Origin of the sequence: Flavobacterium sp. WC2421, from assembly GCF_040822115.1 — a bacterium.
Classification (GTDB): Bacteria; Bacteroidota; Bacteroidia; order Flavobacteriales; family Flavobacteriaceae; genus Flavobacterium.
The window spans coordinates 1,836,354-1,863,288 of sequence record NZ_CP162004.1; the positions used below are offsets into that span (position 1 = coordinate 1,836,354).

Sequence of the window (26,935 nt, forward strand, 5' to 3'; positions counted from 1 at the left end):
AGGCTGATTGAATAAACTCGAAAAGACAAGTTTTGAGCTAACTCGTTGTTCAAGCTTCCAAACTGAATTGGCTTGCTATAGTAACGATGATTTGCTCATTCTAAATTGTTAGTGTTGAGTTTACCAAATGTGAACTAATGTAGGCAGTATCTTAGTTTCTGTAAAGAACGTTTAATTATCGAGATATTGATCTAAAAGCGCATTGATTTTTTTAATTCTTTCAATGGTTTCTTCGCCATTAATAGCGTTGTCAATTTGTTTTTGTTCTACTTGAGAAGCAAATTGTAAAGCGCACATGGCTAATACATCTTGCTTGTCTCGAACGGCATAATTTTCTTCAAACTGCTTCATCATTACATCAATTTTTTTAGAAGCACTCCTAAGTCCTTCCTCCTGAGATAGTTCCACAGTTAAGGGGTATACTCTGTCTGCAATTGATATTTTAATTTTAAGCTTTTCGTCCATATTTTTTACTAATCTGATAGTTGTGCTATACAGTAATCAATTTCACGAATTAATGAATTTATTTTAAGCTTTGTATCTCTTTTATTATCGTCACTGCCCAGTAATGAGTTGGCAATTTTAAGTGTCTCATATTGCGCTTTTAACGCTTCAATCTCAGTTGACTGAGTTTGTATGATTTGTGCAGATTTTGTTAAATCGACCTGTAATTCTTGAGTTTTTTTTTCTAAATTTTGTATTTTTAGAACTAGTTTTACAACTTTATTTTCAAGAGTATCAATTATTTCTGCAATTACACTCATTATATATCCTATTCATTACTTAATATTACAAATTTAGTATTACTTTTTATTATTACAATATTTTATTTGTTTTTTTATTAGAAAATAATCAAATTGTTGTAATGTAATTGGTTACGATTTGTGTTTTTTTATAAAGCGAAAGCAATTAGTTTTTTTACCTTAGCAAAAATGTAAGCCATGAGATTTTTTATTTTTGTTCTATTATTTTCGGGTTCTGTTTTTGGACAAAATGAGTATCCAAAAGATTATTTTAGTCTGCCTATTGATATTCCAGTACAGTTATCTGGTAATTTTGGGGAGCTGAGACCCAATCATTTTCATGCTGGTTTTGATTTTAAAACCTTGCAACGAGAAGGTTTAGAGGTTCATGCTGTTGCAGATGGGTATGTTTCTAGAATAAAAATTTCCACTTTTGGGAATGGAAAAGCAATTTATATTACGCATCCGAATGGTTTTACTTCGGTATATTGTCACTTGCAAAAAGCAACAGATGAAATTGAAAGTTATATAAAAAAAGGACATTACAAGGAACAAGCTTTTGAGATTGAATTATTCTTAAAGCCAAATGAACTAACGGTGAAAAAAGGGCAAACAATTGCTCTTTCTGGTAATACAGGTTCTTCGGAAGGGCCCCATTTGCATTTTGAATTTCGCGACAGCAAAACCGAAAAAATTATAAACCCTTTACTGTTTGGTTTTGATAAATACTTAAAGGATACTAAAAAACCACTATTATCAGCTATTTACGTTTATCCAGTGGATAATAGAACGGTTGTGAATCAATCGAAGCGACCTTTGCTTCTTAATTTATCTCTACAAAAAGACGGTACCTATTTAGCAAATAAAGTGGTTGCAAATGGTAAAATTGGTTTTGGTGTCACCGCGGATGATTATGATAATGTTTCATTTAATAAAAATGGAATTTATAAAGTGCAAACCTATCTTAATGGGAAGCCTACTTTTGGCTATCAATTTGATACTTACTCTTTTGATGAAATGCGTTACGTAAATGCATTGATTGATTATCCTAGATATAAAAAAACATCGCAAAGAGTTCAGAAATTATTTATGATCAATCCTTATAAGTTGAGTATTATAAAGACAGATGAGAATAATGGGATCATAAATGTTGCGCCAAACTTGGCCTCTATTTATCGCATTGAAGTTTCTGATTTTTTTGGAAATAAAAATGTAGTCAACATACCTATTAGTTATGATGTATCGGCAACTATAGTAGATAGGGAACCAGTCGTTTCTAATTATTTTGTAAAAGTGAATAAAGACAATATTTTTTCAAAAAATAATATGTCGGTTTTCTTTCCAGCTGGAACTTTTTTTGAGGATTTTAATATGAACTTTGATGTAAAGGGGGATACTCTGTATCTTCACGACGACTCTGTTCCTGTTTTTTCTAGTTTTACTATTACTATTGAAGACAGTTCTTTTTCTGAGGAGCAAAAAGGAAAAGTTTTTATTGCCGATATTGATAATGGGAGAGTAGGTTATAATGCAACTCAAAGAAAAGATAATGTATTCACTGCCAAAGTGAGATCATTAGGCAAATACGCTTTGAAAATGGATACCGTACCACCAACAATTTCTATTGCGAATCCTATTGAAGGGAAATGGATAAGTGCTCAAAATACGATTCAGCTTTCGATAAATGATTATGGTTCAGGTATAAAATCGTATAATGGATACTTAAACGGAAATTGGATTTTATTTGAATACGACAACAAAACAAAAAAAATCACTCATAATTTTAGTGATGGTGTCGTAGCTGAAGGTGCTAATGATTTAAAAGTGGTGGTGGTAGATAATGTAGGAAATTCAACTACCTTTGAGACTCATTTTTTTAGAAGTCAAAAATAATAATATATCGACAGCTTGAATATCAAAAAAATATTTTTTGTTTGGATTTTATTTTGGACAGGATGGTCTTCTTTTGCTCAAACTTCGCGAGTAAAAGGGGTTATTCTCGATAAGAATAATAAGCCCGTAGATGATGTTAATGTGTTCTGTTCAGGCCGCAGTACTCAGTCTAATGCTCAAGGTTTTTATCTAATTATTATTCCTGCCAATCAAAAAGTAACATTAGTATTTAGCCATGTTTCATTAAAAAAAGCAACACTTTTGCTAATTTTAAAAGAAAATGAAGAACAAGTGTTCAACTTGGTTATGAGTGACCAGCAAGAACAAATGGGGGAGATTATTGTGACTAATAACAATAAGAAGCAGGTTCAAGGAATAACTGTAATTGAACCGGAAATAATTAAGAACATACCAGGAGCTAATGCTGGAATTGAATCAATATTAAAGACACTGCCAGGCGTAAATTCGAATAATGAATTGAGTACTCAGTATGCCGTTCGTGGTGGAAATTATGATGAGAATTTAGTTTATGTCAATGAAATTGAAATTTATCGTCCATTTCTTATTCGTTCAGGTCAACAAGAAGGATTGAGTTTTACTAATACGGATTTAGTTCAAAATGTAGAATTTTCAGCTGGAGGTTTTCAAGCTAAATTTGGTGATAAATTATCATCCGTTTTAGATATTACCTATCGCAAGCCTACAAAGTTTGGCGCTACACTTGAAGCTAGTTTTCTTGGCGGAAGCTTATCTGTTGACGCAGTTTCTAAGAATAAAAAGTGGTCGGCAATTACAGGGGTTCGTTATCGAAACAATAGTCTTTTGGTTAAAAGCCAAGATACACAAACCAATTATACTCCAACATTTGCTGATATTCAAACGAATATTAATTATCAGGCTTCGGCCAAATGGCAGTGGAGTTTTCTAGGGAACTTGTCTCAAAATAAATACAGCTACCAGCCATTAGCGCGCCAAACTAAATTTGGAACAATAGACAAGCCTATGGCACTGACTGTCTATTATGAAGGGCAAGAAAAAGATCGATATGATACTTATTTTGGTGCTTTTAAATCAACATTTAAAGCTACAGATAAATTAACCCTGAAATTTATTGGGTCTATTTTTCACACTTTGGAACAAGAATATTTTGACATTTTTGCGCAATATCGATTAGGAGCTGTAGACTCGACTATTGGTTCAGATTCGTATGGAGATGTCTCTTATACGGAAGGAATCGGTTCCCAACTCAATCATGCTAGAAATGATTTGGACGCTTTGATTGTTAATGCAGAAGTGAAAGGATTTTATGATTGGAAAAAAAATCAATTGGAATGGGGAGCAAAATACACTCGTGAATCAATTAGGGACCGAGTGGTAGAATGGGAAGTCATTGATTCTGCTGGTTTTTCGATTAATCCGCCAATTATTGACCTGCCTAAGAATGACCAGCCCTATTCTTCATATACTGGACCACTAGTTCCTTATCAAAATGTAAGAGCAACTAATTTTAATACAATAAATCGTTTTTCGGGCTATGGGCAATGGAGTCGAAAAGAGAATTTTGGGAAGAGTGAAGTTTGGTTAAATGCAGGTGTTCGTATGCATAGTTGGGACGTTCAAGGTGCATTGGAAAAAGGAAATAACCAGTTTACTGTTAGCCCAAGAGCGCAAATTGCCATTAAACCGTACTGGAAAAAAGATATGGTTTTTAGGGTTTCTGGAGGTGTATATCAGCAACCTCCTTTTTATAGAGAACTTAGGGATGCTGACGGAATAGTACATCCTAAAGTTAAGGCGCAACAATCGATTCATTTTGTAGTAGGAAATGATTTTAGTTTTAAAATGTGGGAACGTCCTTTTAAATTAGTTTCTGAAATGTATTATAAATCACTGACAGATGTAAATACCTATACAATAGACAATGTAAGAATACGTTATGCTGCTTCTAATGTGGCTAAAGGATATGCGCAAGGTTTAGATCTTCGATTGAATGGAGAATTTGTTCCTGGTACTGAGTCGTGGTTGAGTTTTGGTTATTTAAAAACCGAAGAGAATAGTGAAAATAAAGGGTATATTGCGAGACCAACTGATCAAAGGCTAAAATTTGGAATGCTATTTCAGGATTATATGCCCAATATTCCTAGTGTGAAATTGTATTTGAATTTAGTTTACAATACGGGATTACCAGGAGGTTCTCCTTCGTATGCTGATCCTTATTTGTATCAAAATAGATTGAATGATTATCGCAGAGTAGACATAGGTTTTTCTAAAGTTTTTATTGATAACAATGCTGGAAATCAGTATAAAAATTGGTTTGGGAATTTCAAGGAACTCGCAATAGGATTAGAAATATTTAATTTGTTTAATAATCAAAATGCGATAACGAATACTTGGGTTCGAGATGTGTATTCGAAAAATGAATATGCGATTCCAAATTATATGACCACTAGGGTGTTTAATGTAAAGTTAAGTGCTAAATTATAATAACGAACGGTTGATGCCTTATAGTTATTCTATCAATTTATGACATAAATTGGATTTAATTATAAAAAGCATTTTTAAAATTGATTACATTTGGTTTTATTTTAATAGTACATGATTATGAAAAGATTACATATAGCATTAATAGGCATTTCGGTTTTACTTTTAACAAGTTGTAAAGATGAGGTAGAGAAGCCGAAGGTAATTTATGATTCTGCCAATAAAGGGAAAGAAATGACTAAAGTAGATTCTACTCAAGTCGCGCTTTCTGATTTACCTATTCAAATGGATGGAACGGATTATTTAATTCATCCTGTGGGAGATTTGCGAGTGTATGAAAGAGGAACGAAAGCACGTTATGGCTCTTCGAGTGTGATCGATTTAAGTTTTACCATTTCTAATTATGGAGAGAATGAAATTACCGGTTATTTGCAAAACTTAAAATTTCAAAAAACAGATTCTGATTCGATTCATGCTTTAACTGATAAGCCTGCTTTGATTTTAACTGCTACTTACCTAAAAGCAGTTTCTGATAGAGCTAAAAAGCAAATTATGGTGTATACCATGTATGACATAGATACCAATAGAGATGGAAAATTAGATACTAGCGATATCAAATCCTTATACCTTAGTGAGATTAGCGGCGCTCGTTTTACTAAAATATCTCCTGATTTTCAGGAATTAATAGACTGGAGTTTAATCGAATCAAAAAACCGTTTGTACTTTAGAACAGTAGAGGATACTAATAAGAATGGACAATTCGATAAAAATGATGTAGTACATTACAATTATGTAGATTTGTCAAACAACGAATGGAAAGTGTCAAGTTATCAGCCAATATAATTAAAAGCTAAATTAAAATATCACTTTCAAGATCTGATTTTTCGATTGTAAAGTTAAAATCAAGTTGCTTTACCAGTTGAATCACTAGATTTTTATACCAATTTTCCGATTTTGGATGTATATAGATTTTTTCAATCAATTGATTGATGTCAACGCTTATTTTTAGCCCATCATTTAAGATGATTTTACTGTCGGCAACATCAGTTATGATGCGCACCTCACGTTCGTACTGAAAGCTTTTTCTTTTAAATAAAAATGGGAAAAACATGTCATCAAAAGGAATGTATTCTTTTTTGTAGTCAATATAATTTACTTCACCAATATACTGTTTGTAATTATTTTCGGACCCAAGTGCATTTTGTAGTCTCCCTATAGTAGATTGAATGGCTAGTCCTTCACTGTTTTGTGTGAAAATTTGCCACATAGCAAATGATTCATATTCGTTAATATGCCAACTACTAATAGCTACTTTTTCACGATGCGTTTTGTAATATTTTAGAAAATCAGGGTTGTCTATCGATAATCTTTTTATTTCTTCGTATGTAGGTTCACTGAAGGTACCTTCATACTGATCTTCAAATTTATCTGACCGTGACATGAATAGCTTTTTAGACATCAATAAGTCTAAAAACTTGGATAAATCTAAATATTTCCAGACAATAGTGTCAAGGTCTTCGGTAAGATTGATATTTGGGTTACTGTGGTACATTTTTTAATTTAAAGATTTTTAATTTTAATATACTGTAAATCCTTAAATCAAATTTAGTGATTTAAGTGCATCATTCAAAAGATTGCATAGTTACCAATTTGTTATACATACCATTTAAAGCAATAAGTTCTTCATGTTTACCTTGTTCAACAATTTTTCCCTTTTGCATTACCACAATTAGATCTGCTTTTTGAATGGTTGAAAGACGGTGTGCAATAACTATCGAAGTTCGGTTTTGCATCATGTTTTCTAGCGCGACTTGTACGAATTTTTCGCTTTCAGTATCCAATGCTGATGTCGCTTCATCCAAAATCATGATTGGAGGGTTTTTCAATACCGCTCTCGCAATCGATAAACGTTGTTTTTGACCACCAGAAAGTTTGTTTCCGCTGTCTCCTATATTCGTATGTATTCCTTTTGGTAAATCTTGTACAAATTCATACGCATTGGCAATTTTCAGCGCTTCAATGATTTCATCATCTGTAGCGTCTAATTTTCCTAGTGAAATGTTTGCTTTTATAGTGTCATTAAACAAAATGCTATCTTGAGTAACTAATCCCATTAAACCTCGCAAAGACTGAAGATTCATGTCTTTTATATCTGTTCCGTCAATATCAATTGTTCCTTCATTTACATCGTAAAAACGAGTCAGCAAATTGGCAATGGTACTTTTCCCACTTCCAGATTGCCCAACAAGTGCAACAGTTTGACCTTTTTTGACCTGAAGTGAAAAGTCTTTCAATACAATTTCATCTTCGTATTTGAAATTGATGTTTTTGATAGAAATATTTGATTCAAAAGTATTTTTTTCTACTGCGTCTTTTTTACTTTTAATAGCATTTTCTTGTTCTAAGATTTCCAAAATTCTATCGGCTGCGGCATTCCCTTTTTTGATGCTATAAGATGCTTTTGAGATTGATTTTGCTGGAGTTAAAATGTTATATGCTAATCCCATATAAGCAATAAAAGAAGCGCCGTTTAAGGTTTTTTCGATCAAAACCATATTTCCTCCATACCATAATAAAATAGCAATAACCATAATTCCCATAAATTCACTCATTGGTGAAGCTAGGTTTTGTCGGTTGCCAATGCTGTTTGATAATTTAAAAAAGCGTTGTGTAGATGCTGTGAATATTTGATTAAAGTACTTTTCAGAATTGTATCCTTTTACTACTTTCAATCCGCCCAGTGTTTCTTCGATAGTCGATAAAAATACTCCTTGTTCTTCTTGTGCTTTAGTAGATTGTTTTTTTAACTGTTTTCCAATAAGGGAAATGACATAACCAGATACGGGAATAAAAATAAATACAAACAAGGTCAATTTAGTACTTATGGTAAGCATTGCAATTATCGTAAATACAATCGTTAATGGCTCTTTTACTGCAAGTTCTAAAATAGATAAGAAAGAAGTTTGTACCTCATTGACATCAGCTGATATTCTTGAAATAACATCTCCTTTTCTTTTCTCAGAGAAAAAAGCCAAAGGCAAATCGATCGTTTTTTTGTACATCGCATTACGCATGTCTTTCAAGATTCCATTTCTTAAAAAGGTAATAAAAAACAAGGCTAGATAATCACTCAAGTTTTTTAGTAAAAAGATCGAGATAATCACGGCAACCATAATGGATAGGGTGTGACCTACACCAAGAGTATCTGTTGTATTGGTAATATAATAACTTAAATAATCCTCAGCAAATTGTTTGAATTCACCAATTCCAGTATAAGTGGGTTCGACAGTATTTCTTTTTGTTTGGTCAAATAAGACCTGCATCATGGGGATCAATGACATAAAAGAAAGCGTGCTGAAAAGTGCATATAAAACATTAAAAAAAATGTTGAGATAGGCGTACTTTTTATAAGGAATTACAAAAGAAAATATTTTTTTAAAATTATTCATTTAAGTTTTTTTTACCATTAAGACCCGACAAATTTTAAAGCCTGTCGGGTCTGTGAGAAAAATGGAGTTGTATACAATTAGTTCAATTGCATAGCAGTAATAATATTTTTTATTTTTTCGTTTAATGAAGCTTCTACTTTATCGAAGTTTTCAACAGCATCTAGTTCAGTATTTACACTGATGTAGAATTTTATTTTAGGTTCGGTTCCACTTGGTCTAGCACAAATTTTAGATCCATCTTCAGTGTAATAAATTAATACATCTGCTTTTGGCATATCCATGATATCTTCCTCGCCTGTAAGTAAGTTTTTGGCAACAGATGATTTGTAATCTTCTAACATGATTACTCTTTGTCCATTAATTTCTTTAACTGGATTCTCGCGCATAGAAACCATCATTTGATTGATTTCGGCTAAACCTTCCATCCCTTTTTTAGTGATAGAAATCAAATGCTCTTTGTAAAAACCGTGTTCTACATAAAGTTGTAGTAATTCTTTATAAACAGTGCTTCCTTTTTCTTTTGCTTGCGCTGCCACTTCACATATTAATAAAGTCGCCGCTACAGCATCTTTATCACGAACAGCATCACCAACCATGTATCCAAAACTTTCCTCTCCACCACCAATGAATTGTAGTTCAGGGAAATCTTTTATCATTTTGGCAATCCATTTAAAACCAGTTAAACCTACTTTAAATTGTACACCGTAAGCCGATGCCAATTCCATAATCATAGGAGTAGAAACAATTGTAGAACCTACAAATTGTTTTCCATTGATTTTTCCTGCTTTTTTCCATTGTTCTAGTAAAAATGCAGTCATCAAAATCATTGTTTGATTTCCATTCAGCAAAGTCATTTTGCCTTCATTATCACGAACAGCAACACCCAATCTATCGCAATCTGGATCAGTTCCTATTACAATATCAGAATTTGTTTTGTCTGCTAATGCTAATGCCATTGCTAATGCTTCTGGTTCTTCTGGATTAGGAGATTTTACCGTTGGGAAATCACCATTTGGAACTCTTTGTTCCTCAACAATATGTACATTTGGATAACCAGCTTGCTCGAAAGTATCGGGAACAAGAGTGATTGATGTACCGTGTAAAGAAGTAAATACGATATTTAAATTTTCTTTGGCAACAGCCGAAGTACCAAAACTCGCATTTTCGATAGTCGATTTAATAAAAGCGGCGTCAACTTCAGTATCTATATATTCTATCAAATCTTCATTTGCAGTAAATTTGATTTGGTTGTAATTTAAATTCTCAATAACATTGATGATTCCCTCATCTTCCGGTGGGACAATTTGGCCACCATCTTCCCAATACACTTTGTATCCATTGTATTCAGGTGGATTGTGAGAAGCAGTAAGGACAATTCCGCATTGACAGCCTAAATGTTTAAGTGCAAATGACAACTCTGGTGTTGGTCTTAAACTTGAAAACAAATAAACATGAATACCATTTGCCGAGAAAACATCAGCAACCACCTTCGCAAGTGTATCACTATTGTGACGACAGTCATAGGCAATAACCGCTTTTATAGGTTGGTTAGGAAATGAAGTATGTAAATAATCCGACAGTCCTTGAGTGCTTTTTCCAAGTGTATATTTATTGATACGGTTATTTCCTACGCCCATAACACCGCGCATTCCGCCGGTTCCAAATTCAAGACTTTTATAAAAACTCTCTTCTAGTTCCTTAGGTGATGTCGCCATCATTTCTTTAATAGCTTCTTGAGTCGTGTTGTCAAATGTTGGCGTTAACCATTCATTCACAGCATCTAGAATGTTTTGTTTAATATCCATATTTTAGTTTTTAGTTTAAGATTTTAAAAGTAATCCAGTTTTTTGTTAGAAGCTACATCCTGCTATTCGTTTCAATCTTTATGTTTTTAAAGGAAAAACATAAAGGATTTTCACTGCTATCAGGGCTAGGTCCTATTGAAAATTAACTTGACTAGATATTTTATAACGTCCCTCGTTGCTTTTTGTACGCAAAATAATTTCGCCCAGAAAACCAGCCAAAAACAGCTGAGTTCCCAAAACCATTGTTGTTAAAGCAATAAAAAACCATGGATTATCAGTCACTAAACTATAACGCATGTTATTGTACATATGGTATAGTTTTGATATTCCAATATAACCAGCAAGCATGAAACCAATGATGAACATCAATGAACCCATCGCTCCAAATAAATGCATTGGTCTTTTCCCAAATCGAGATAGAAACCAAATAGTAATTAAATCTAGGAAACCATTAATAAAACGCTCCATTCCAAATTTAGTCTCACCATATTTTCTAGCTTGGTGTTGCACCACTTTTTCGCCAATTTTTCCAAAACCAGCATTCTTTGCCAGAACGGGAATATAGCGGTGCATTTCACCCGAAACTTCAATGTTTTTTACTACAATGTTTTTGTATGCTTTCAATCCACAATTGAAATCATTCAATTCCACACCCGAAGTTTTTCTAGCGGCCCAATTGAATAATTTAGATGGAAGATTTTTTGCAACGACTGAATCGTAGCGTTTCTTTTTCCAACCGGAAACCAAATCAAAATTTTGACTAGTTATCATATTATATAGACCTGGAATTTCTTCTGGACTATCTTGTAAATCGGCATCCATCGTAATGATAACATCTCCTTGAGCTTTAGCAAACCCAGCATGTAAAGCCTGTGATTTACCAAAATTTCTCATGAAACGAATTCCTTTTACATTAGAGTTTTCGGTAGCAAATTGCTCTATAATTGACCAAGAGTTATCTGTACTTCCATCATCTAGAAAAATAATTTCATAAGTATAATTGTTTGCCTGCATCACTTTTATGATCCAAGTGTACAATTCAGTAAGCGATTCCTCTTCGTTGAGAAGGGGTATGAGTATGGATAAATTCATTTATGTTATTCTTGTGATGTCGATTTTGATTTAAAAAAGGCGGCCATAATTAAACCAAAGATGGTAATGAAAACTATATTTGTAAGTGATCCTTTTAATAATCCTACTATAGAGAACTGATCGTTTTCTTGCAAGTTCTTTATTGCCTCATTCACTGTAGATGCTGGAGCATTAAATTTAGCCATAGTTTTTACCATATATTTAATGGTCAATTCTTTTATAGCATCTTTAGCCGACGGATCTATAAAGTTAAACAAGATGATATTGAAAGTTAATGAAATTAAGATACCTATTAAAGCTGAAATAAAATAAGTTGTAAAGGCGTCTTTAAAGGTAAGTATACCGTTTAGGTCTTTTTTTGTTTTCGAAAGTAAAACTATCGCAATAACAAGATAAAAAGCCATGCTTAATAAACCTACCCACCAAGAAGTAAATAATTCTAAATCAATAGTGTATATTAAGGTTGTGATTAATGCTGAACCAATACCTGTTATTACTCCAAAAGTGACCCCGTTTTTTTTAATGGTTTCATTAATCATTAGTTTTCATTTTTTATAAATTAATTCACAAATATAGTAATTCCCAATTTATTCAAGAGCAAAAAAAGTTTTTTACTATTTTATAAAAAAAAGGAAGCAAAGAATTGTTTATTGAAAAATAATTGTAAATTTGCAAACTCAAAATAACAGAATAAAATAAAAAGTTATAATGAATTTATACCTTTCCTGTTAAAAGGAAAGCTTCAAAAGGAGTTATAGCCAAACAAATAAAAAGAATTACAAGATGAAAAAAGGTGTACACCCAGAAAATTACAGATTAGTTGCTTTTAAAGACATGTCTAACGAAGACGTTTTTATTACTAAATCTACAGCAGATACAAGAGAAACAATTACAGTTGATGGTGTTGAATACCCAGTTGTAAAAATGGAGATCTCTAGAACGTCTCACCCTTTTTACACAGGTAAAAACAAACTTATCGATACTGCAGGACGTATTGACAAGTTCAAAACTAAATACGCTAAACACGTTAAATAATTTTAACTTGTTTTCAATTATACTAAAGCCTTCCATTTCGGGAGGCTTTTTTATTGATATAAATTGGGATGGATAAGAGGTAAACTTGTTAATGAAACCAATAAAAACTTTGTAACTTTGGTCCTTTGTAACTTTGAAACTTTATAAAATGAATTACATACTTTTTGACGGGCCTGCTCGTAATGCTTTATTGCCTTTTACATTTACTCGCCCCGTTGCTGATATTCTTATTGGAATCATGACGATACGTCAAAAATGGGAAATGCATTTGGGATCAACCACCACTACTTTGACTGAGGAATATTTATCTGAAAAATATCCAATGGTAGAATTAGAAGAAAATGTGATGATTAATGCTTCTTTTATTCCGAATCCAGTTTTAGTGGAAATGATTTATAATCTAGAAGCAAATCAAGCGATTTTTAAAGGGGATGAAGTAATCGCTTTTTATACACATGAAAATCAAGAAGAAGTAGATTTTGATTCCTATGAAGTTTTTGAATATGAAGAAGAATGCTTGACTGTCATGAATACTTGGGATATTTTTTCAAAAAATGATGCTTCTATTCGGGAAGATTTTGAATTCTTGACAGAAGATAGAAAATCACAACCCATTCCAAAAAGTGTCAATGTAATCGCTCCAGAAAATATTTTTATCGAAGAAGGGGCTAAGTTGGAGTTTGTAACGCTTAATGCTTCAACGGGTCCTATATATATAGGTAAGGATTCTTTAATTATGGAAGGATCTGTAATTCGTGGTCCTTTTGCTTTATGTGAAGGCGCAGTTGTAAAGATGGCAGCTAAAATTTATGGTGCCACTACTGTAGGATCAAACTCTAAAGTAGGAGGGGAAATCAATAATTCAGTATTATTTCCTAATTCTAATAAAGGACATGATGGTTTCTTAGGAAATTCTGTTTTAGGGGAATGGTGTAATATTGGTGCTGATAGTAATAATTCGAATCTAAAAAATAATTACGAAGAGGTGCGTTTGTGGAGTTATGAAACGGAAGGCTTTGCTAAAACGGGACTTCAATTTTGTGGTTTGATAATGGGTGATCATAGTAAATGTGGTATTAATACCATGTTTAATACGGGAACTGTTATTGGTGTAAGTGCTAATATTTTTGGAAGTGGATTTCCTCGTAATTTTGTGCCTAGTTTTTCTTGGGGAGGAGCTTCTGGTTTTACAACTTACATCACTAAAAAAGCTTTTGAAACGGCTCGTTTAGTCATGAGTCGCAGAAATATTGATTTTGATGAAAAAGAAGCGGCTATATTAGAACATGTTTTTGAAGAAACTAAAAAATGGAGAAAAGAATAACTTTTTTACTAATTACTTTAAAGGCCTTATCAATTTAGATAAGGCCTTTTTTTTGGGCTTCATTATGGTATTTTATGATAATCATTTTTGTATGTGATGGGTTAGCGTTAAAATGTTAAATTATATATAAAATTATCGTTTTAAATTTCAACTTGATTTTTAGATAAATAATTAGTTTTTGCCGTTTTTTATGGCTTTAAGCTAGTTTTTTTTATCTATATGTTTTAGTTTTATCAAAAAATAGGAGTAAAACGATTGTTTTATTGATTTTTTAATAATTATTAATCTAAAATAAATATATGGAAGAGATTATTGGCGTGTTAAATGATATTGTATGGAGTAATGCTTTAATTGTTCTCTGTTTAGGAACGGGACTCTATTTTTCTTTAAGAACTCGTTTTTTACAAGTTCGTCATATACGTGAAATGTTTCGCTTGTTGTTTGATGGCGAAAGCTCAGAGTCAGGCGTGTCTTCTTTTCAAGCTTTATCAATGTCTTTGGCTGGTAGAGTAGGTACTGGAAATATCGCAGGTGTAGCGACCGCAATTGCCTTTGGTGGTCCAGGTGCTATGTTTTGGATGTGGATGGTAGCGTTCTTAGGTGCTAGTACGGCATTTGTTGAAGCGACTTTGGCGCAAATTTATAAAGAAAAGCATTTAGGTCAGTTTCGTGGAGGTCCCGCTTTTTATATTGAAAGAGGATTAGGAGTAAAATGGTTTGGTATTTTATTCGCAGTGGTTTCGGTAATCTCTGCAGGTTTATTACTGCCGGGGGTTCAAGCAAACTCTGTTGCTGATGGAATTCAAAATGCATTTCAATTAGATACTTGGATTTCTGGAGTTGCAGTGGCTATTATATTTGGGCTGATTGTATTTGGTGGAGTAAAAAGAATAGCTAAATTTACAGAGTATGTTGTGCCTATTATGGCAATTGGTTATATTTTAATCGTATTAGTTATCATTGCAATTGATTATGATCAACTTCCTGGAGTAATTTCATTAGTTTTCAAAAGTGCTTTTAATATGGAAGCTGGTTTTGGAGCTGTTTTTGGTCTTGCAGTACAATGGGGAGTTAAAAGAGGAATTTATTCTAATGAAGCGGGACAAGGTACGGCGCCACATATTGCTGCAGCTGCCAATGTTTCGCACCCTACAAAACAAGGATTAGTTCAATCTTTTTCGGTATATATTGATACTTTATTAGTGTGTTCAGCTACTGGTTTTATGTTGTTAATAACAGGAAAATACAATGTTCAAAATCCTGCTTTTGGAACGAGTGGTGCTTCAGAGTTTTTATACAATGGGGCGCAAAATGTAACAGTAGGTCCAGGATTTACGCAAAGTGCTATGGATAGTGTTTTTCCAGGTTTTGGGTCTTATTTTGTTGCAATAGCGTTATTTTTCTTCGCTTTCACTACTATTTTGGCTTATTATTATATTGCTGAAACAAATATTTCTTATTTAACAAGAAACTTAAAATCACCTATTTATACTCATTTATTAAAATTAGTTATGATGTTGGTTATTATGTATGGTTCCATAAATCAAGCAAAACTAGCTTGGGATATTGGAGATTTAGGAGTAGGATTAATGGCTTGGTTTAATATTATAGCGATTATTCTTTTGCAAAAACCAGCATTGGCCGCATTGAAAGATTATGAAAAACAAAAAAAGGAGGGTAAAGATCCTGTTTTTGATCCTGAAGATATCGGAGTTTATAATGCACATATTTGGCATACCATTAATAAAAAGAAAGAAGAGTAATAATTCATAATTTATTTTGAGAGCTTCTAGAGATAAGAATTTGATTCTGTTTCTAGAAGCTTTCATTTTATAATAAACCGATTAGTTATTTACTCTATCTTTGCACTTTTAAAAAATAACTCGGTTTTCAAATTGATGAGCAACCGAATCAAGAAATCTATATTACAATGATTACAGTTAATGATATTTCAGTACAGTTTGGTGGTACTACACTTTTTAGCGATGTTTCATTTGCTATAAATGAAAATGATAAAATTGCCCTTATGGGTAAAAATGGAGCAGGAAAATCAACGCTTCTTAAAATTATTGCAGGACAAAGCAAACCTTCTACAGGAAATATTTCGGCACCAAAAGATGCTGTTGTAGCTTATTTACCGCAGCATTTATTGACAACGGATGGTGCTACTGTAATGGAAGAAACTTCAAAGGCATTTGGAGAAATTTTTGGTATGAAAGCGGAAATTGATGAAATCAATGAGCAATTGACTATTCGTACGGATTATGAAAGTGATGCCTACATGAAATTGATCGAAAGAGTTTCTGACTTGAGCGAGAAATTTTATGCGATTGAAGAGGTGAATTATGAAGCGGAGGTAGAGAAAATATTAACGGGTTTAGGATTTGAAAGAGAAGATTTCAATCGACAAACTTCTGAGTTTTCAGGAGGATGGAGAATGCGTATTGAACTAGCTAAAATCCTTTTACAAAAGCCAGATTTAATTTTGCTAGATGAGCCTACCAATCACATGGATATTGAAAGTATCCAATGGTTAGAGGATTTCTTGATTAATTCGGCCAAAGCGGTTGTGGTGATTTCTCACGATAGAGCCTTCGTAGATAATATCACGAATCGTACTATTGAAGTAACCATGGGACGTATCTATGATTATAAAGCCAAGTATTCTCATTATTTAGAATTGAGAAAAGACCGTCGCATGCACCAACAAAAGGCATATGATGAACAACAACGTATGATTGCTGACAATAGAACTTTTATTGATCGTTTTAAAGGAACTTTTTCTAAAACGGATGCCGTTCAATCACGTGTAAAGATGTTAGAGAAATTAGTTATAGTGCAGGTGGATGAAGTAGATACTTCGGCATTAAAATTAAAGTTTCCTGCTTCAGTTCGTTCAGGTCAATATCCTGTAATCGTAAAAGACTTATCAAAAGCATATGGAGATCATGTTGTTTTCAAAGATGCTAATATTGTTATTGAAAGAGGTCAAAAAGTGGCTTTTGTAGGTAAAAATGGGGAAGGAAAATCGACCATGATTAAAGCCATCATGAAAGAAATTGGTATTGATGGAGGAAATCTTGAAATTGGACATAATGCGCAAATTGGTTATTTTGCACAAAACCAAGCATCCTTATTAAATGAAAATGCTACTATTTTTGAAACGATAGATGATATAGCTGTTGGTGATGTTAGAACTAAGATTAAAGATATTTTAGGTGCATTTATGTTTCATGGTGATGATGTAACTAAGAAAGTGAAAGTACTTTCAGGTGGAGAGAAAACACGTTTAGCAATGATAAAATTATTGTTGGAGCCAGTGAATTTATTGATTTTGGATGAGCCTTCTAATCACTTGGACATGAAAACTAAGGATATTATTAAAGATGCGCTTCGTGATTTTGATGGAACATTAATTTTGGTTTCGCATGACCGTGATTTCTTAGATGGATTAGCAACAAAAGTTTTCGAATTTGGAAACAAGAGAGTAGTGGAGCATTTTGAAGATATTACAGGATTCTTAGCTAATAAGAAAATGGAAAGTATGAGAGAAATTGAGAAGTAGAATATATTAAGTTCTACTTTCTTAAAACAGCTATAAAACAAAAAAGCATACGAATAGTACGTATGCTTTTTTGTTTTATAGCTGCTTTTGTATTAGTCTAAAAATTAGTTAAATATATATAAATCAACTAATTGGAATTTATTTTTTTTGTAACTTGTTCTATGTATTTGTACATAGCAAAAAGAACAGTCATGAAAAAATTTGTTTTGAAATGGGTAGTTATAGCAACTTGCTTTTGGAGTTGTTCCTTGCTTTCGCAAACTGGAAACGAAATGATTGCTTTGGGTATGCCTGGAGATAATCTAAATCTTTATGCTGTTTTGGATGTTTTTCAACAATCTAAAACATTGGAGGAATTTGAAAGAACGCTCAATTCGCAAAACTCCAATATTAATAACTTGGATTTGAATAATGATAATATAATAGATTATATATCTGTAATTAGCTTTAATCAAGGAGGTTTTCATTCTATTGTTCTTAGGGTTTCTATAAATAGTTATGAATATCAAGATGTAGCTGTGATTGAAGTGAGTAAAAATAATCAGGGCAATGTTGTAGTTCAAATCATTGGTGATGAAGCATTGTATGGTAAAAATTATGTTTTGGAACCATCCGTAAGGGTAGTTTCCGAAACTCCAAATCCTGGTTATATAGGTAATAAAACCATAGTTGCGCCTAATTATGTATATGGAAATGGGATTGTTTATATTTCAGATTGGCCCATAATTATGTATCTGTATTCTCCGTTATTCTCCATTTATGTTTCCCCATGGCATTGGGGGTATTTTCCGTCGTACTGGTCCCCATGGTCTCCTATTTTATATTACAACTATTGGAGCTTTCATAATCATTATTATGAAAGTCAATTTTATCACAGAGCGTCTTATATTAGATTTCCTTCACATCATTCCTATTATTTAAGAAGAAGAACAACCTCTTCTGTAGTTACTAGAAATAGAGAAAGAGGAACGTACGATAGAACGTATGAAGGAAGAAATTATAGAAGGCCCGTTGCGCCACCCAGAGCGACAAGAAGTGATATAAGAAGAGAAAGTAGAGAATCAATAAGACAGCAAGCGCAGCCTTCAACTAGAGCACAAGCTAATCCATCTATAAGGAGAGAAAAAGGAGAGGCGACTAGACAGCAAACGCAACCCACAACAAGAGCACAAGCTAATCCATCTATAAGGAGAGAAAATGGAGAGTCGACTAGACAGCAGACGCAACCCACAACGAGACCACAAACGAATCCATCTATAAGAAGGGAAAATGGAGAATCGACTAGACGGCAAACGCAACCCACAACAAGACGGAAAACGAGTCCAACTATAAGAAGAGAAAATAGGGGGTTAATACAGCAAGGTCAATCCTCAGTAATTCCCCAGTCAAGATCGTCTATAAGACAATCTGAGCGACAATCAGCTAGAGTAACAAGGCAGTCTAATCGTTCTAACAGACAAAAAAGCCGTCCGTAAAATTAATTTGAATGTGAAAATACTGTTTTATAGTCTAATTCCTGGGGGAAGTAACTCTTTGTATTCAGGGTTTTTCTTGAAAAAAACAACTATTTTAGGAAGAATGGGAACGACTTTTAATTTTCGTTCAATAGCAATTGCCATAATTTCTGAAAGAAATTGCGCAATAAATTCTTCGTTTTCAAATTGATCAGGAGTGTTTATTTTTGTTAAAAATATTTTTTTCTCTTGAAAGGAATATTCTACGGAAATCAATCCTTGGTCTAGCGTAGTTTCAAATTGTCTTGCAAATGTATTGTCTTTGATTTCCATGATGATAGCTTGATCCATATAATATATTAAAAAAGTTATAGATAGGATAGTTATTATCCATAGTCTCAATTTTGGGTATTCTTATTTATTTCGACCAGAGGTTTTTTATTATTAATTTCAAATACATTGAAATTAATAATTCCGATGGTTTCTTTTTTATATTTAATCGTCGATTACAGTTTTATTTTAATTATAAATAAACAAGTGCCTTTTTTTTTTACCCTCAAAGTGTAAGTTGTAGGTGTGATACTCTAAATGAAGTCTAAATAAAAAAAATAGTTTCTGATAAAGTCATAAAGAGTTTTAATTTTTTGACTTTAGGGGAGACGTTGTTTACAAAGGTATTGATTTGATAGTCAATATCAAATGATTTTTAAATGTATCTTAAGTTTCGTTTTATTTATTCGAAAAAAAAACAAATTTGAATCTTTAGGATTAGATGCTGCTTGTTTTTATTTTTTGAGTAATCGACTCTAAATTTAAAAATAGTGGCTTGGTTCTTTTTAAAATCAGTCGAATCTATAGGTTTTAGTAGTCATAATTTATTGCTAATATAATGTGCGAAGTTCAGTTAGTTTGAATAAAAAAATTAAATTTATGCAAAATTCATTATCACGAGATGGATGGAGATAATAAAATTGGTACAAATAATTATGAGTAAAATTCCTGTTTATTTCATGCCGGGTTTGGCGGCAAGTTCTCTAATTTTTGAACGGATTTCGCTTCCTACGGATGTTTTTGAGATGATATTGCTTGAATGGGAAATTCCATTAGAAAAGGAATCATTATCTGAATATGCGCAACGAATTTCTAAAAAAGTAACTCATGAGAATCCAGTTTTAATAGGTGTTTCTTTTGGAGGTATTTTAGTGCAAGAAATGGCGGCTTTTATTAATGTTAGGAAGGTTGTAATTATTTCGAGTGTCAAAAGTAATTTGGAATTTCCTAGAAGGATGAAAGTAGCTAAAACGACTAAAGCGTACAAATTGATTCCGATGAATTTGATTTTAAATTTAGAAAATCTGGCTAAATTTTCTTTTGGAGAAAAAATAAATCATAGATTGAAGTTATATGAGAAATTCTTATCGGTTCGCGATATTGGGTATTTGCAATGGGCTGTTGAAAAAGTAATTCTTTGGGATAGAACGATTCCTGATGAAAAAGTAATTCATATTCATGGCGATATGGATGATGTTTTTCCTATGAAATATATAAGAGAGTGTATTGTAGTAAAAGGAGGAACGCACATTATGATTTTAAATAAATACAAATGGTTCAATACTAATTTACCAGCAATTATTATAGATTCAGTTGGAAAAACGGATTGATTGTTGTTAGTTTAAAAAGAACGTGAAAATAAAAAAGAGATGAGAGTAATAGAAAAAATATGTTTAATGACTGCTTTGATTTTTGTGAGTGGATTGTTAATTTTTGCAACCACTGATGAATCAAAAAAGAAACTAGTAAAGGCGGAATCGGAAAGTTATTTTCCAGCAACAGCTAATTTTGCAGGGGAACAAACGCCATTAAAAATATCGGATGTAAAGGAACGCTTGGATAGGGAGTTGATTGTAAATATTAATTTGCATGCTTCAACTATTTTAGCAATTAAAAGAGCCAACCGTGCATTTCCAATTATCGAACCCATTTTAAAGAAAAACGGTATTCCAGATGATTTTAAATATTTGGCTGTGATAGAAAGTGGTTTAGTAAATGCCGTTTCGGGTGCAGGTGCAAGAGGAGTATGGCAATTTATGCCTGAAACTGCCAAAGAACGAGGGATGGAAGTGAATGATGGAGTTGACGAACGCTATGATCTAGAGAAATCGACTCAGGCTGCTTGTAGTTACTTTTTAAGTGCCAAAGCAAAATTTGGAACTTGGACCTTGGCCGCTGCTTCTTATAACGGTGGAATGGGTGGTGTAAACAAGCAAATGGATATTCAAAAAGAAACCAATTATTACGATTTATTACTGACCGAAGAAACCTCTCGATATGTATTTAGAATATTAGCTTTGAAGGAAATCATGAAAAATCCGGATAAATTTGGATTTACATTGGCAAATGAAGAACTGTATACACTACTTCCAACAAAAAAAATAGAAATAGATAGTTCGATTACTGATTTGGCCGATTTTGCAAAAGCACAAGGAATCAATTATAAGATTTTAAAAATTCATAATCCATGGCTTAGAGATAAGAAATTGGATAACCCTACCAATAAAAAATATACATTAGAAATTCCTTTAAGCGGATATTAATTTAAAACGGTATGAAAATGACTATTCAAACAATTATAATATTAATGACTATTGGTTTAGTAGCAGGAGTACTGAGTGGATTGATTGGAATTGGAGGTGGGATAATTATGGTTCCGTTATTATTGCTGATGGGTTTTACTCAGCAACAAGCCCAAGGAACAAGTTTAGCCGCTTTATTACCACCGGTAACTTTGCTAGCGGTCATCAATTACCACAAAGCAGGATTTGTTGATTGGCGCTATGCTATAATCATTTCTTTGGTTTTTATAGTTGGTGGTTTCTTTGGGAGTAAACTAGCCATTCACGTAGATCAGAAAATGCTAAAAAACATTTTTGCACTTACTTTAATTGTAATAGCAGGTTATTTACTTTTTGAGAAATAATTAGGCAAAAAAAAACATCCGCAATTGCGGATGTTTTTTTTGAAAATAAAATAATTATATTTTTTTCATTTGATCTTTCATCATGGTGATTTGCTCTTTCAACATGCCTTGTTTGTCAAGTCTTTTAGCTTCGTTCAGTAAATTAGTTGCTTCCAGTTTTCTTCTTCTTGACATGGCTACACCGGCTAGGTTTAATTTGGCAACAGCCAAATCCATGTCCATAGATAATCCTAGTTCAATCGCTTTCTTGAAATATTTCTCCGCTTGATTGATATTGGTTTGAGAAAGCATGATTCCGTGAAGGTAATTAAAGTATCCTTGCTGTTTTTGTACTAAAGCCGATTCCGGTTTTTTGATGTAATCCAACCACTTTTTAGCTCCTTCAAAATCTTGTTTACGTAGTTTTAAGAAGGCAAGTAAGATAAATTCGTTTTTGAAGTAAAGGAAAATAGGAATTGCAGTCAATAAAAATAAGAAAATTCCGTTTCCAATATTGTTTTCAGTAAATTGCCAAATGCCAGTAATTACGATAAGCCCAGCGATAATAAGTTTGATATTCTTGTGAAACATAGTCTGTTTGTTTTAGGAACGCAAATATAGTAAAATGAATTTAAAATATTTTTACAAAACTACTTGTGAGAAAAAAAAGTCTTTGTATATTTGCACTCGGTTTTAGAATAACAGTTATTCGAAATTAGGAAGACATATAAATTAGATTTAAAGATACAAAGCAATGAGCAAAAGAACGTTTCAACCATCGAAAAGAAAAAGAAGAAATAAGCACGGATTTATGGACAGAATGGCTTCTGCGAATGGAAGAAAAGTTCTTGCTAGAAGAAGAGCTAAAGGAAGACATAAATTGACTGTTTCTTGTGACCCAAGACACAAAAAATAATGTTTGTATAAACATAAATAAGGCGTTACTTTTTTTAGTATCGCCTTTTTTTATACCTTGTCGTTAAAATAAGATTAAAAGTTTAAAGTTTAAAGGTTTAATGTTGTGTAACTAACCTTAAACTTTAAACTTTAAACAAAAAAAACTAAATATAATTATATTACAATGCCAAAAGACACATCCATAAAATCAGTTTTAATAATAGGTTCAGGTCCTATTGTTATTGGTCAAGCATGCGAATTTGATTATGCAGGATCGCAATCTGCACGTTCAATTCGTGAAGAAGGAATAGAAGTTATCTTGATAAACTCTAATCCAGCAACGATTATGACCGATCCTTCTATGGCCGATCATATTTATTTGAAGCCTTTAACTACTAAATCGATAATTGAAATCTTAAAAGCACATCCACAAATTGATGCTGTTTTACCTACTATGGGTGGACAAACGGCGTTGAACTTGTGTTTAGAAGCGGAAGAAAAAGGAATTTGGGAAGATTTTGGAGTAAAATTAATTGGAGTTGATGTTAATGCCATTAATATTACTGAGGATAGAGAGCAGTTCAAACAGCTTTTGAAAAAAATTGGAGTACCATCAGCACCTGCAGAAATTTGTACTTCATACTTAAGAGGAAAAGAAATTGCACAAGAATTTGGTTTTCCATTAGTAATCCGTCCTTCATTTACACTTGGAGGAACTGGAGCAGCAATTGTCTATAAAAAAGAAGATTTTGATGAACTTTTAACTAGAGGTTTAGAAGCATCTCCTATCCATGAGGTTTTGATTGACAAGGCTTTAATGGGATGGAAAGAATACGAATTGGAACTTTTAAGAGATAAAAACGACAATGTGGTTATCATTTGTTCTATCGAAAATATGGATCCAATGGGAATTCATACTGGAGATTCAATCACAGTGGCACCAGCAATGACTTTATCGGATACTACTTTCCAAAGAATGCGTGATTATGCGATCTTGATGATGCGTAGTATCGGGAATTTTGCAGGAGGTTGTAACGTACAGTTTGCCGTTTCACCAGATGATAAAGAAGATATCGTAGCGATAGAAATCAATCCTCGTGTGTCTCGTTCTTCTGCCTTGGCTTCAAAAGCAACAGGTTATCCAATTGCAAAAATTGCTTCGAAACTAGCTTTAGGATATAATTTAGATGAACTGCAAAATCAAATTACCAAATCTACTTCGGCTTTATTCGAACCAACTTTGGATTATGTGATTGTGAAAATTCCACGTTGGAACTTTGATAAATTTGAAGGAGCGGATAGAACTTTAGGTCTTCAAATGAAATCGGTTGGTGAAGTAATGGGAATTGGACGTTCGTTCCAAGAAGCATTGCATAAAGCGACTCAATCATTAGAAATTAAAAGAAATGGTTTAGGTGCTGACGGAAAAGGATACACGAACTACGAACAAATTATTGAGAAACTAACTTTTGCAAGTTGGGATCGTGTTTTTGTGATTTATGATGCGATTGCCATGGGGATTCCTTTGAGCCGCATCCATGAAATTACTAAAATCGATATGTGGTTCTTGAAACAATATGAGGAACTTTATACTTTAGAAAAAGAAATTACAACCTATAAAGTGGATGCCTTGCCAAAAGGACTTTTGCTTGAAGCGAAACAAAAAGGGTTTGCCGACAGACAAATTGCACACATGGTGGGCTGTTTAGAAAGTCAAGTACATGCTTTGCGTATGGATATGGATATTAATCGCGTATTCAAACTAGTTGATACTTGTGCGGCCGAATTTAAAGCGAAAACACCTTATTACTATTCTACTTTTGAAGCTGAAATTGAAAAAGCAGACGGAACTCGTTTCGTAGATAATGAAAGCGTTGTTACCGATAAAAAGAAAATAATTGTTCTTGGGTCAGGCCCAAATAGAATTGGACAAGGAATCGAATTTGATTATTCTTGTGTACACGGAGTGCTTGCTGCTAAAGAGTGTGGATACGAAACCATCATGATTAACTGTAATCCTGAAACGGTTTCAACTGATTTTGATACGGCAGATAAATTATACTTTGAGCCTGTTTTTTGGGAACACATTTACGATATTATCAAGCACGAAAAACCTGAAGGGGTTATTGTACAATTAGGAGGTCAAACGGCACTGAAATTAGCAGAAAAATTATCTAAATACGGAATAAAAATTATTGGAACTAGCTTTGATGCTTTGGATTTAGCCGAAGATAGAGGGCGTTTCTCTGATTTATTGACTGAATTAGAAATTCCTTTCCCGCAGTTTGGAATTGCTGAAACGGCTGATGAAGCTGCTGCATTAGCAGATACTTTAGACTTTCCATTATTGATTCGTCCTTCGTATGTGTTAGGAGGTCAAGGAATGAAAATTGTAATCAACAAGCAAGAATTAGAAGAGCATGTTGTGAATTTATTGAAAACCATTCCTGGAAACAAATTGCTTTTAGACCATTATTTAGATGGTGCGATTGAAGCAGAAGCAGATGCGATTTGTGACGGAGAAAATGTGTACATCATAGGAATTATGGAGCACATCGAACCTTGTGGAGTGCACTCTGGTGATAGTAATGCAACATTGCCTCCTTTTAATTTAGGAGAATTTGTAATGCAACAAATAAAAGACCATACTAAGAAAATAGCATTAGGATTAAGAACGGTTGGTTTAATCAACATTCAGTTTGCGATAAAAGACGATACCGTTTATATTATCGAAGCTAATCCTAGAGCATCTCGTACAGTACCATTTATTGCGAAAGCTTACGGAGAACCTTATGTAAACTACGCTACAAAAGTAATGTTAGGACATAATAAAGTAACTGATTTTGATTTCAATCCACAATTAAAAGGGTATGCAATCAAGCAACCGGTTTTCTCTTTCAGCAAGTTCCATAATGTAAACAAAGCATTAGGACCTGAGATGAAATCGACAGGAGAAAGCATCTTGTTTATTGATGACTTAAAAGACGATCAATTCTACGAATTGTACTCTAGAAGGAAAATGTATTTGAGTAAATAATACTTGAATTTAGTATAGTAAAAAAGCCCTGTTTGGGGCTTTTTTTGTTTTTAGGGGTATCTTAACTGGAAGGATTTGAGAAGTTAACGTTTTGATGCTTGGCGAAAAAGCGGATTTCGAATCACGTCACTGTCTGCCAGCACTGAACTTGATAGGAAACAGTCCTCATCATTTAACCACCGACCCCGTTTTTTTGCCAAACGACTGTTAACCAATGCCGTTTTTAGAACCATTTCTTTTTTCGAAACCATAGAATTGGAAATATAAAACTTAAAACTATTAAAATTAATACGTATAAATAGCCAAATTTCCATTCCAATTCAGGCATATATTTAAAGTTCATACCATAAATACCTGCTACTAACATCGGTAATGAAATGCACATTGTTACAATTGTGAGAGTTTTAAAAATTTTATTTTGTTCCAACTCAATTTTACTTGATATATTTTGCTTCAAGTCGTCAATTCTTTTAAAGTTGTTCTGCACATACTCATTTATTACAGACAAATCATTAAGTTCTGAATAAAAGTTATCTTTTGTTTCGCTGTTTAGTTTTTTACTTTTTCTTAGTAGATGTATTATTCTTCGATATTCATTATTAGCTTCTTCAATTATTAAATTATTGAAACTAAAATTAGTTAGTTTGTCTAACTCTTGTTCAGAAAATTTATTTTTTTTTAAAATTTCAGAGTAACTATTTATTATCTTTTTAGAAATTATTTCTGTTAAGTCAGCAAAGTAATCAGAAACGAAACCAACTATTAATACGAAAAAAGCATTAGTATCTAAGAAACCGTCCAATTCTTCCAATTGAAATTGCTTTTGTCGAAAGGGTAAAATTTCTTCAAATTTTACTGTTGAGAATGTGAATAGGGTGTCGTTTTTTAAAATAATGCAAACTGATACTTCGTTAATTTTATTTTCAATGTCGAAATATGGGACAGAAAAATTAATACCAATTTGATTTTCTGTTTCTAAATAATGAGAGCTAATTTCTATGTCTTCTCCAGTATTTAAAATGCTTGTATTAATATTGAATTCTTTTTCTATATACTTAATATTATCCTTGTTGTAATTAATAAATTGGATGTTCACAATTTCATTAATGTCATATGTAAAATCATCTACACTTTTTATTTGTTTTGACGTTTTGTCTTGAAATATCAATTCAATGTTCATTCTTCTGTTTTAAAAGTCCTATTT

Annotated in this window: 23 protein-coding genes and 1 other RNA gene; 13 read left to right on the forward strand and 11 right to left on the reverse strand. The window is 32.7% G+C overall.

Annotated features, from left to right (window positions below):
- Window positions 1-13 precede the first annotated feature (13 nt).
- The 3 genes from ssrS to AB3G33_RS07830 form a co-directional block, all read right to left on the reverse strand.
- Window positions 14-120: non-coding RNA, 6S RNA (gene ssrS, locus AB3G33_RS07820), on the reverse strand.
- Window positions 121-171: 51 nt separating this feature from the next.
- A complete protein-coding gene (locus AB3G33_RS07825; protein WP_367757631.1) occupies window positions 172-465 on the reverse strand; it encodes a cell division protein ZapA in 294 nt (97 codons plus the stop codon).
- 8 nt (window positions 466-473) lie between these two features.
- On the reverse strand, window positions 474-764 hold the full coding sequence (locus tag AB3G33_RS07830) for a hypothetical protein (RefSeq protein ID WP_367773913.1): 291 nt from the start codon (window positions 762-764) through the stop codon (window positions 474-476).
- A 177-nt stretch (window positions 765-941) separates the two neighbouring features.
- On the opposite strand from AB3G33_RS07830, the gene AB3G33_RS07835 reads away from it, so the two are divergent.
- From AB3G33_RS07835 to AB3G33_RS07845, 3 genes are all read left to right on the forward strand, one after another.
- Window positions 942-2,636, forward strand: a complete 1,695-nt coding sequence (locus AB3G33_RS07835; protein ID WP_367773915.1) for a M23 family metallopeptidase — start codon at window positions 942-944, stop codon at window positions 2,634-2,636.
- A gap of 15 nt (window positions 2,637-2,651) precedes the next feature.
- A complete protein-coding gene (locus AB3G33_RS07840; protein WP_367773917.1) occupies window positions 2,652-5,120 on the forward strand; it encodes a carboxypeptidase-like regulatory domain-containing protein in 2,469 nt (822 codons plus the stop codon).
- A 117-nt stretch (window positions 5,121-5,237) separates the two neighbouring features.
- Window positions 5,238-5,960 (forward strand): hypothetical protein, encoded by a 723-nt coding sequence (locus AB3G33_RS07845; RefSeq protein WP_367773919.1) that lies wholly within the window; start codon window positions 5,238-5,240, stop codon window positions 5,958-5,960.
- A gap of 7 nt (window positions 5,961-5,967) precedes the next feature.
- Here AB3G33_RS07845 and AB3G33_RS07850 read toward each other — a convergent pair whose 3' ends face one another.
- The 5 genes from AB3G33_RS07850 to AB3G33_RS07870 form a co-directional block, all read right to left on the reverse strand.
- Window positions 5,968-6,669 (reverse strand): hypothetical protein, encoded by a 702-nt coding sequence (locus tag AB3G33_RS07850; RefSeq protein ID WP_367773921.1) that lies wholly within the window; start codon window positions 6,667-6,669, stop codon window positions 5,968-5,970.
- Between the two features lie 70 nt (window positions 6,670-6,739).
- A complete protein-coding gene (locus AB3G33_RS07855; RefSeq protein ID WP_367773924.1) occupies window positions 6,740-8,566 on the reverse strand; it encodes an ABC transporter ATP-binding protein in 1,827 nt (608 codons plus the stop codon).
- 77 nt (window positions 8,567-8,643) lie between these two features.
- Window positions 8,644-10,371 (reverse strand): phospho-sugar mutase, encoded by a 1,728-nt coding sequence (locus AB3G33_RS07860; RefSeq protein ID WP_367773927.1) that lies wholly within the window; start codon window positions 10,369-10,371, stop codon window positions 8,644-8,646.
- A gap of 132 nt (window positions 10,372-10,503) precedes the next feature.
- On the reverse strand, window positions 10,504-11,463 hold the full coding sequence (locus AB3G33_RS07865; RefSeq protein WP_367773930.1) for a glycosyltransferase family 2 protein: 960 nt from the start codon (window positions 11,461-11,463) through the stop codon (window positions 10,504-10,506).
- Between the two features lie 5 nt (window positions 11,464-11,468).
- The gene (locus AB3G33_RS07870) at window positions 11,469-12,002 is read right to left on the reverse strand and encodes a DUF4199 domain-containing protein (protein WP_367773933.1); all 534 of its coding nucleotides are present in this window, start codon (window positions 12,000-12,002) and stop codon (window positions 11,469-11,471) included.
- A gap of 244 nt (window positions 12,003-12,246) precedes the next feature.
- On the opposite strand from AB3G33_RS07870, the gene AB3G33_RS07875 reads away from it, so the two are divergent.
- From AB3G33_RS07875 to AB3G33_RS07895, 5 genes are all read left to right on the forward strand, one after another.
- On the forward strand, window positions 12,247-12,498 hold the full coding sequence (locus AB3G33_RS07875) for a type B 50S ribosomal protein L31 (RefSeq protein ID WP_367773935.1): 252 nt from the start codon (window positions 12,247-12,249) through the stop codon (window positions 12,496-12,498).
- A gap of 148 nt (window positions 12,499-12,646) precedes the next feature.
- On the forward strand, window positions 12,647-13,822 hold the full coding sequence (locus AB3G33_RS07880) for a GlmU family protein (protein WP_367773937.1): 1,176 nt from the start codon (window positions 12,647-12,649) through the stop codon (window positions 13,820-13,822).
- Window positions 13,823-14,121: 299 nt separating this feature from the next.
- Entirely contained in the window at window positions 14,122-15,585 is a 1,464-nt protein-coding gene (locus AB3G33_RS07885; RefSeq protein WP_367773939.1) for an alanine/glycine:cation symporter family protein, read from the forward strand.
- A gap of 167 nt (window positions 15,586-15,752) precedes the next feature.
- On the forward strand, window positions 15,753-17,387 hold the full coding sequence (locus tag AB3G33_RS07890) for an ABC-F family ATP-binding cassette domain-containing protein (RefSeq protein WP_367773941.1): 1,635 nt from the start codon (window positions 15,753-15,755) through the stop codon (window positions 17,385-17,387).
- Between the two features lie 191 nt (window positions 17,388-17,578).
- Window positions 17,579-18,862: a hypothetical protein gene (locus AB3G33_RS07895; RefSeq protein ID WP_367773943.1), complete on the forward strand. Its 1,284-nt coding sequence runs from the start codon at window positions 17,579-17,581 to the stop codon at window positions 18,860-18,862.
- A 27-nt stretch (window positions 18,863-18,889) separates the two neighbouring features.
- Here the strand turns inward: AB3G33_RS07895 and AB3G33_RS07900 are convergent, their stop codons facing one another.
- On the reverse strand, window positions 18,890-19,174 hold the full coding sequence (locus AB3G33_RS07900; RefSeq protein ID WP_367774117.1) for a GNAT family N-acetyltransferase: 285 nt from the start codon (window positions 19,172-19,174) through the stop codon (window positions 18,890-18,892).
- Window positions 19,175-19,827: 653 nt separating this feature from the next.
- Here AB3G33_RS07900 and AB3G33_RS07905 point away from each other — a divergent pair.
- Genes AB3G33_RS07905 through AB3G33_RS07915 form a run of 3 tightly spaced genes read left to right on the forward strand, consistent with a single transcriptional unit; the run spans window position 19,828 to window position 21,818 of the window.
- A complete protein-coding gene (locus AB3G33_RS07905) occupies window positions 19,828-20,502 on the forward strand; it encodes an alpha/beta hydrolase (RefSeq protein ID WP_367774119.1) in 675 nt (224 codons plus the stop codon).
- A 39-nt stretch (window positions 20,503-20,541) separates the two neighbouring features.
- Window positions 20,542-21,435 carry a lytic transglycosylase domain-containing protein gene (locus AB3G33_RS07910; RefSeq protein ID WP_367773945.1) on the forward strand — a complete coding sequence of 298 codons (894 nt, stop codon included), beginning with the start codon at window positions 20,542-20,544 and terminating at the stop codon, window positions 21,433-21,435.
- A gap of 17 nt (window positions 21,436-21,452) precedes the next feature.
- Complete coding sequence (locus AB3G33_RS07915) at window positions 21,453-21,818, forward strand: sulfite exporter TauE/SafE family protein (protein ID WP_367773947.1); 366 nt, start codon at window positions 21,453-21,455, stop codon at window positions 21,816-21,818.
- A gap of 54 nt (window positions 21,819-21,872) precedes the next feature.
- On the opposite strand, the gene AB3G33_RS07920 is transcribed toward AB3G33_RS07915, so the two are convergent.
- Window positions 21,873-22,388: a DUF2892 domain-containing protein gene (locus tag AB3G33_RS07920; RefSeq protein WP_367757666.1), complete on the reverse strand. Its 516-nt coding sequence runs from the start codon at window positions 22,386-22,388 to the stop codon at window positions 21,873-21,875.
- A 163-nt stretch (window positions 22,389-22,551) separates the two neighbouring features.
- On the opposite strand from AB3G33_RS07920, the gene rpmH reads away from it, so the two are divergent.
- Window positions 22,552-22,713: a 50S ribosomal protein L34 gene (rpmH, locus tag AB3G33_RS07925; RefSeq protein ID WP_026706823.1), complete on the forward strand. Its 162-nt coding sequence runs from the start codon at window positions 22,552-22,554 to the stop codon at window positions 22,711-22,713.
- Between the two features lie 165 nt (window positions 22,714-22,878).
- A complete protein-coding gene (gene carB / locus AB3G33_RS07930) occupies window positions 22,879-25,731 on the forward strand; it encodes a carbamoyl-phosphate synthase large subunit (protein WP_367773950.1) in 2,853 nt (950 codons plus the stop codon).
- Window positions 25,732-25,954: 223 nt separating this feature from the next.
- On the opposite strand, the gene AB3G33_RS07935 is transcribed toward carB, so the two are convergent.
- A complete protein-coding gene (locus tag AB3G33_RS07935) occupies window positions 25,955-26,911 on the reverse strand; it encodes a CorA family divalent cation transporter (protein WP_367773952.1) in 957 nt (318 codons plus the stop codon).
- Window positions 26,912-26,935: the final 24 nt, after the last annotated feature.

Bases quoted from the DNA above. Each gene is read 5' to 3' on its own strand.
- AB3G33_RS07825 (WP_367757631.1), bottom strand. From the start codon at position 465: ATGGACGAAAAGCTTAAAATTAAAATATCAATTGCAGACAGAGTATAC.
- AB3G33_RS07830 (WP_367773913.1), bottom strand. From the start codon at position 764: ATGAGTGTAATTGCAGAAATAATTGATACTCTTGAAAATAAAGTTGTA.
- AB3G33_RS07835 (WP_367773915.1), top strand. From the start codon at position 942: ATGAGATTTTTTATTTTTGTTCTATTATTTTCGGGTTCTGTTTTTGGA.
- AB3G33_RS07845 (WP_367773919.1), top strand. From the start codon at position 5,238: ATGAAAAGATTACATATAGCATTAATAGGCATTTCGGTTTTACTTTTA.
- AB3G33_RS07850 (WP_367773921.1), bottom strand. From the start codon at position 6,669: ATGTACCACAGTAACCCAAATATCAATCTTACCGAAGACCTTGACACT.
- AB3G33_RS07855 (WP_367773924.1), bottom strand. From the start codon at position 8,566: ATGAATAATTTTAAAAAAATATTTTCTTTTGTAATTCCTTATAAAAAG.
- AB3G33_RS07860 (WP_367773927.1), bottom strand. From the start codon at position 10,371: ATGGATATTAAACAAAACATTCTAGATGCTGTGAATGAATGGTTAACG.
- AB3G33_RS07865 (WP_367773930.1), bottom strand. From the start codon at position 11,463: ATGAATTTATCCATACTCATACCCCTTCTCAACGAAGAGGAATCGCTT.
- AB3G33_RS07870 (WP_367773933.1), bottom strand. From the start codon at position 12,002: ATGATTAATGAAACCATTAAAAAAAACGGGGTCACTTTTGGAGTAATA.
- AB3G33_RS07875 (WP_367773935.1), top strand. From the start codon at position 12,247: ATGAAAAAAGGTGTACACCCAGAAAATTACAGATTAGTTGCTTTTAAA.
- AB3G33_RS07880 (WP_367773937.1), top strand. From the start codon at position 12,647: ATGAATTACATACTTTTTGACGGGCCTGCTCGTAATGCTTTATTGCCT.
- AB3G33_RS07885 (WP_367773939.1), top strand. From the start codon at position 14,122: ATGGAAGAGATTATTGGCGTGTTAAATGATATTGTATGGAGTAATGCT.
- AB3G33_RS07890 (WP_367773941.1), top strand. From the start codon at position 15,753: ATGATTACAGTTAATGATATTTCAGTACAGTTTGGTGGTACTACACTT.
- AB3G33_RS07895 (WP_367773943.1), top strand. From the start codon at position 17,579: ATGAAAAAATTTGTTTTGAAATGGGTAGTTATAGCAACTTGCTTTTGG.
- AB3G33_RS07900 (WP_367774117.1), bottom strand. From the start codon at position 19,174: ATGGAAATCAAAGACAATACATTTGCAAGACAATTTGAAACTACGCTA.
- AB3G33_RS07905 (WP_367774119.1), top strand. From the start codon at position 19,828: ATGAGTAAAATTCCTGTTTATTTCATGCCGGGTTTGGCGGCAAGTTCT.
- AB3G33_RS07910 (WP_367773945.1), top strand. From the start codon at position 20,542: ATGAGAGTAATAGAAAAAATATGTTTAATGACTGCTTTGATTTTTGTG.
- AB3G33_RS07915 (WP_367773947.1), top strand. From the start codon at position 21,453: ATGACTATTCAAACAATTATAATATTAATGACTATTGGTTTAGTAGCA.
- AB3G33_RS07920 (WP_367757666.1), bottom strand. From the start codon at position 22,388: ATGTTTCACAAGAATATCAAACTTATTATCGCTGGGCTTATCGTAATT.
- rpmH (WP_026706823.1), top strand. From the start codon at position 22,552: ATGAGCAAAAGAACGTTTCAACCATCGAAAAGAAAAAGAAGAAATAAG.
- carB (WP_367773950.1), top strand. From the start codon at position 22,879: ATGCCAAAAGACACATCCATAAAATCAGTTTTAATAATAGGTTCAGGT.
- AB3G33_RS07935 (WP_367773952.1), bottom strand. From the start codon at position 26,911: ATGAACATTGAATTGATATTTCAAGACAAAACGTCAAAACAAATAAAA.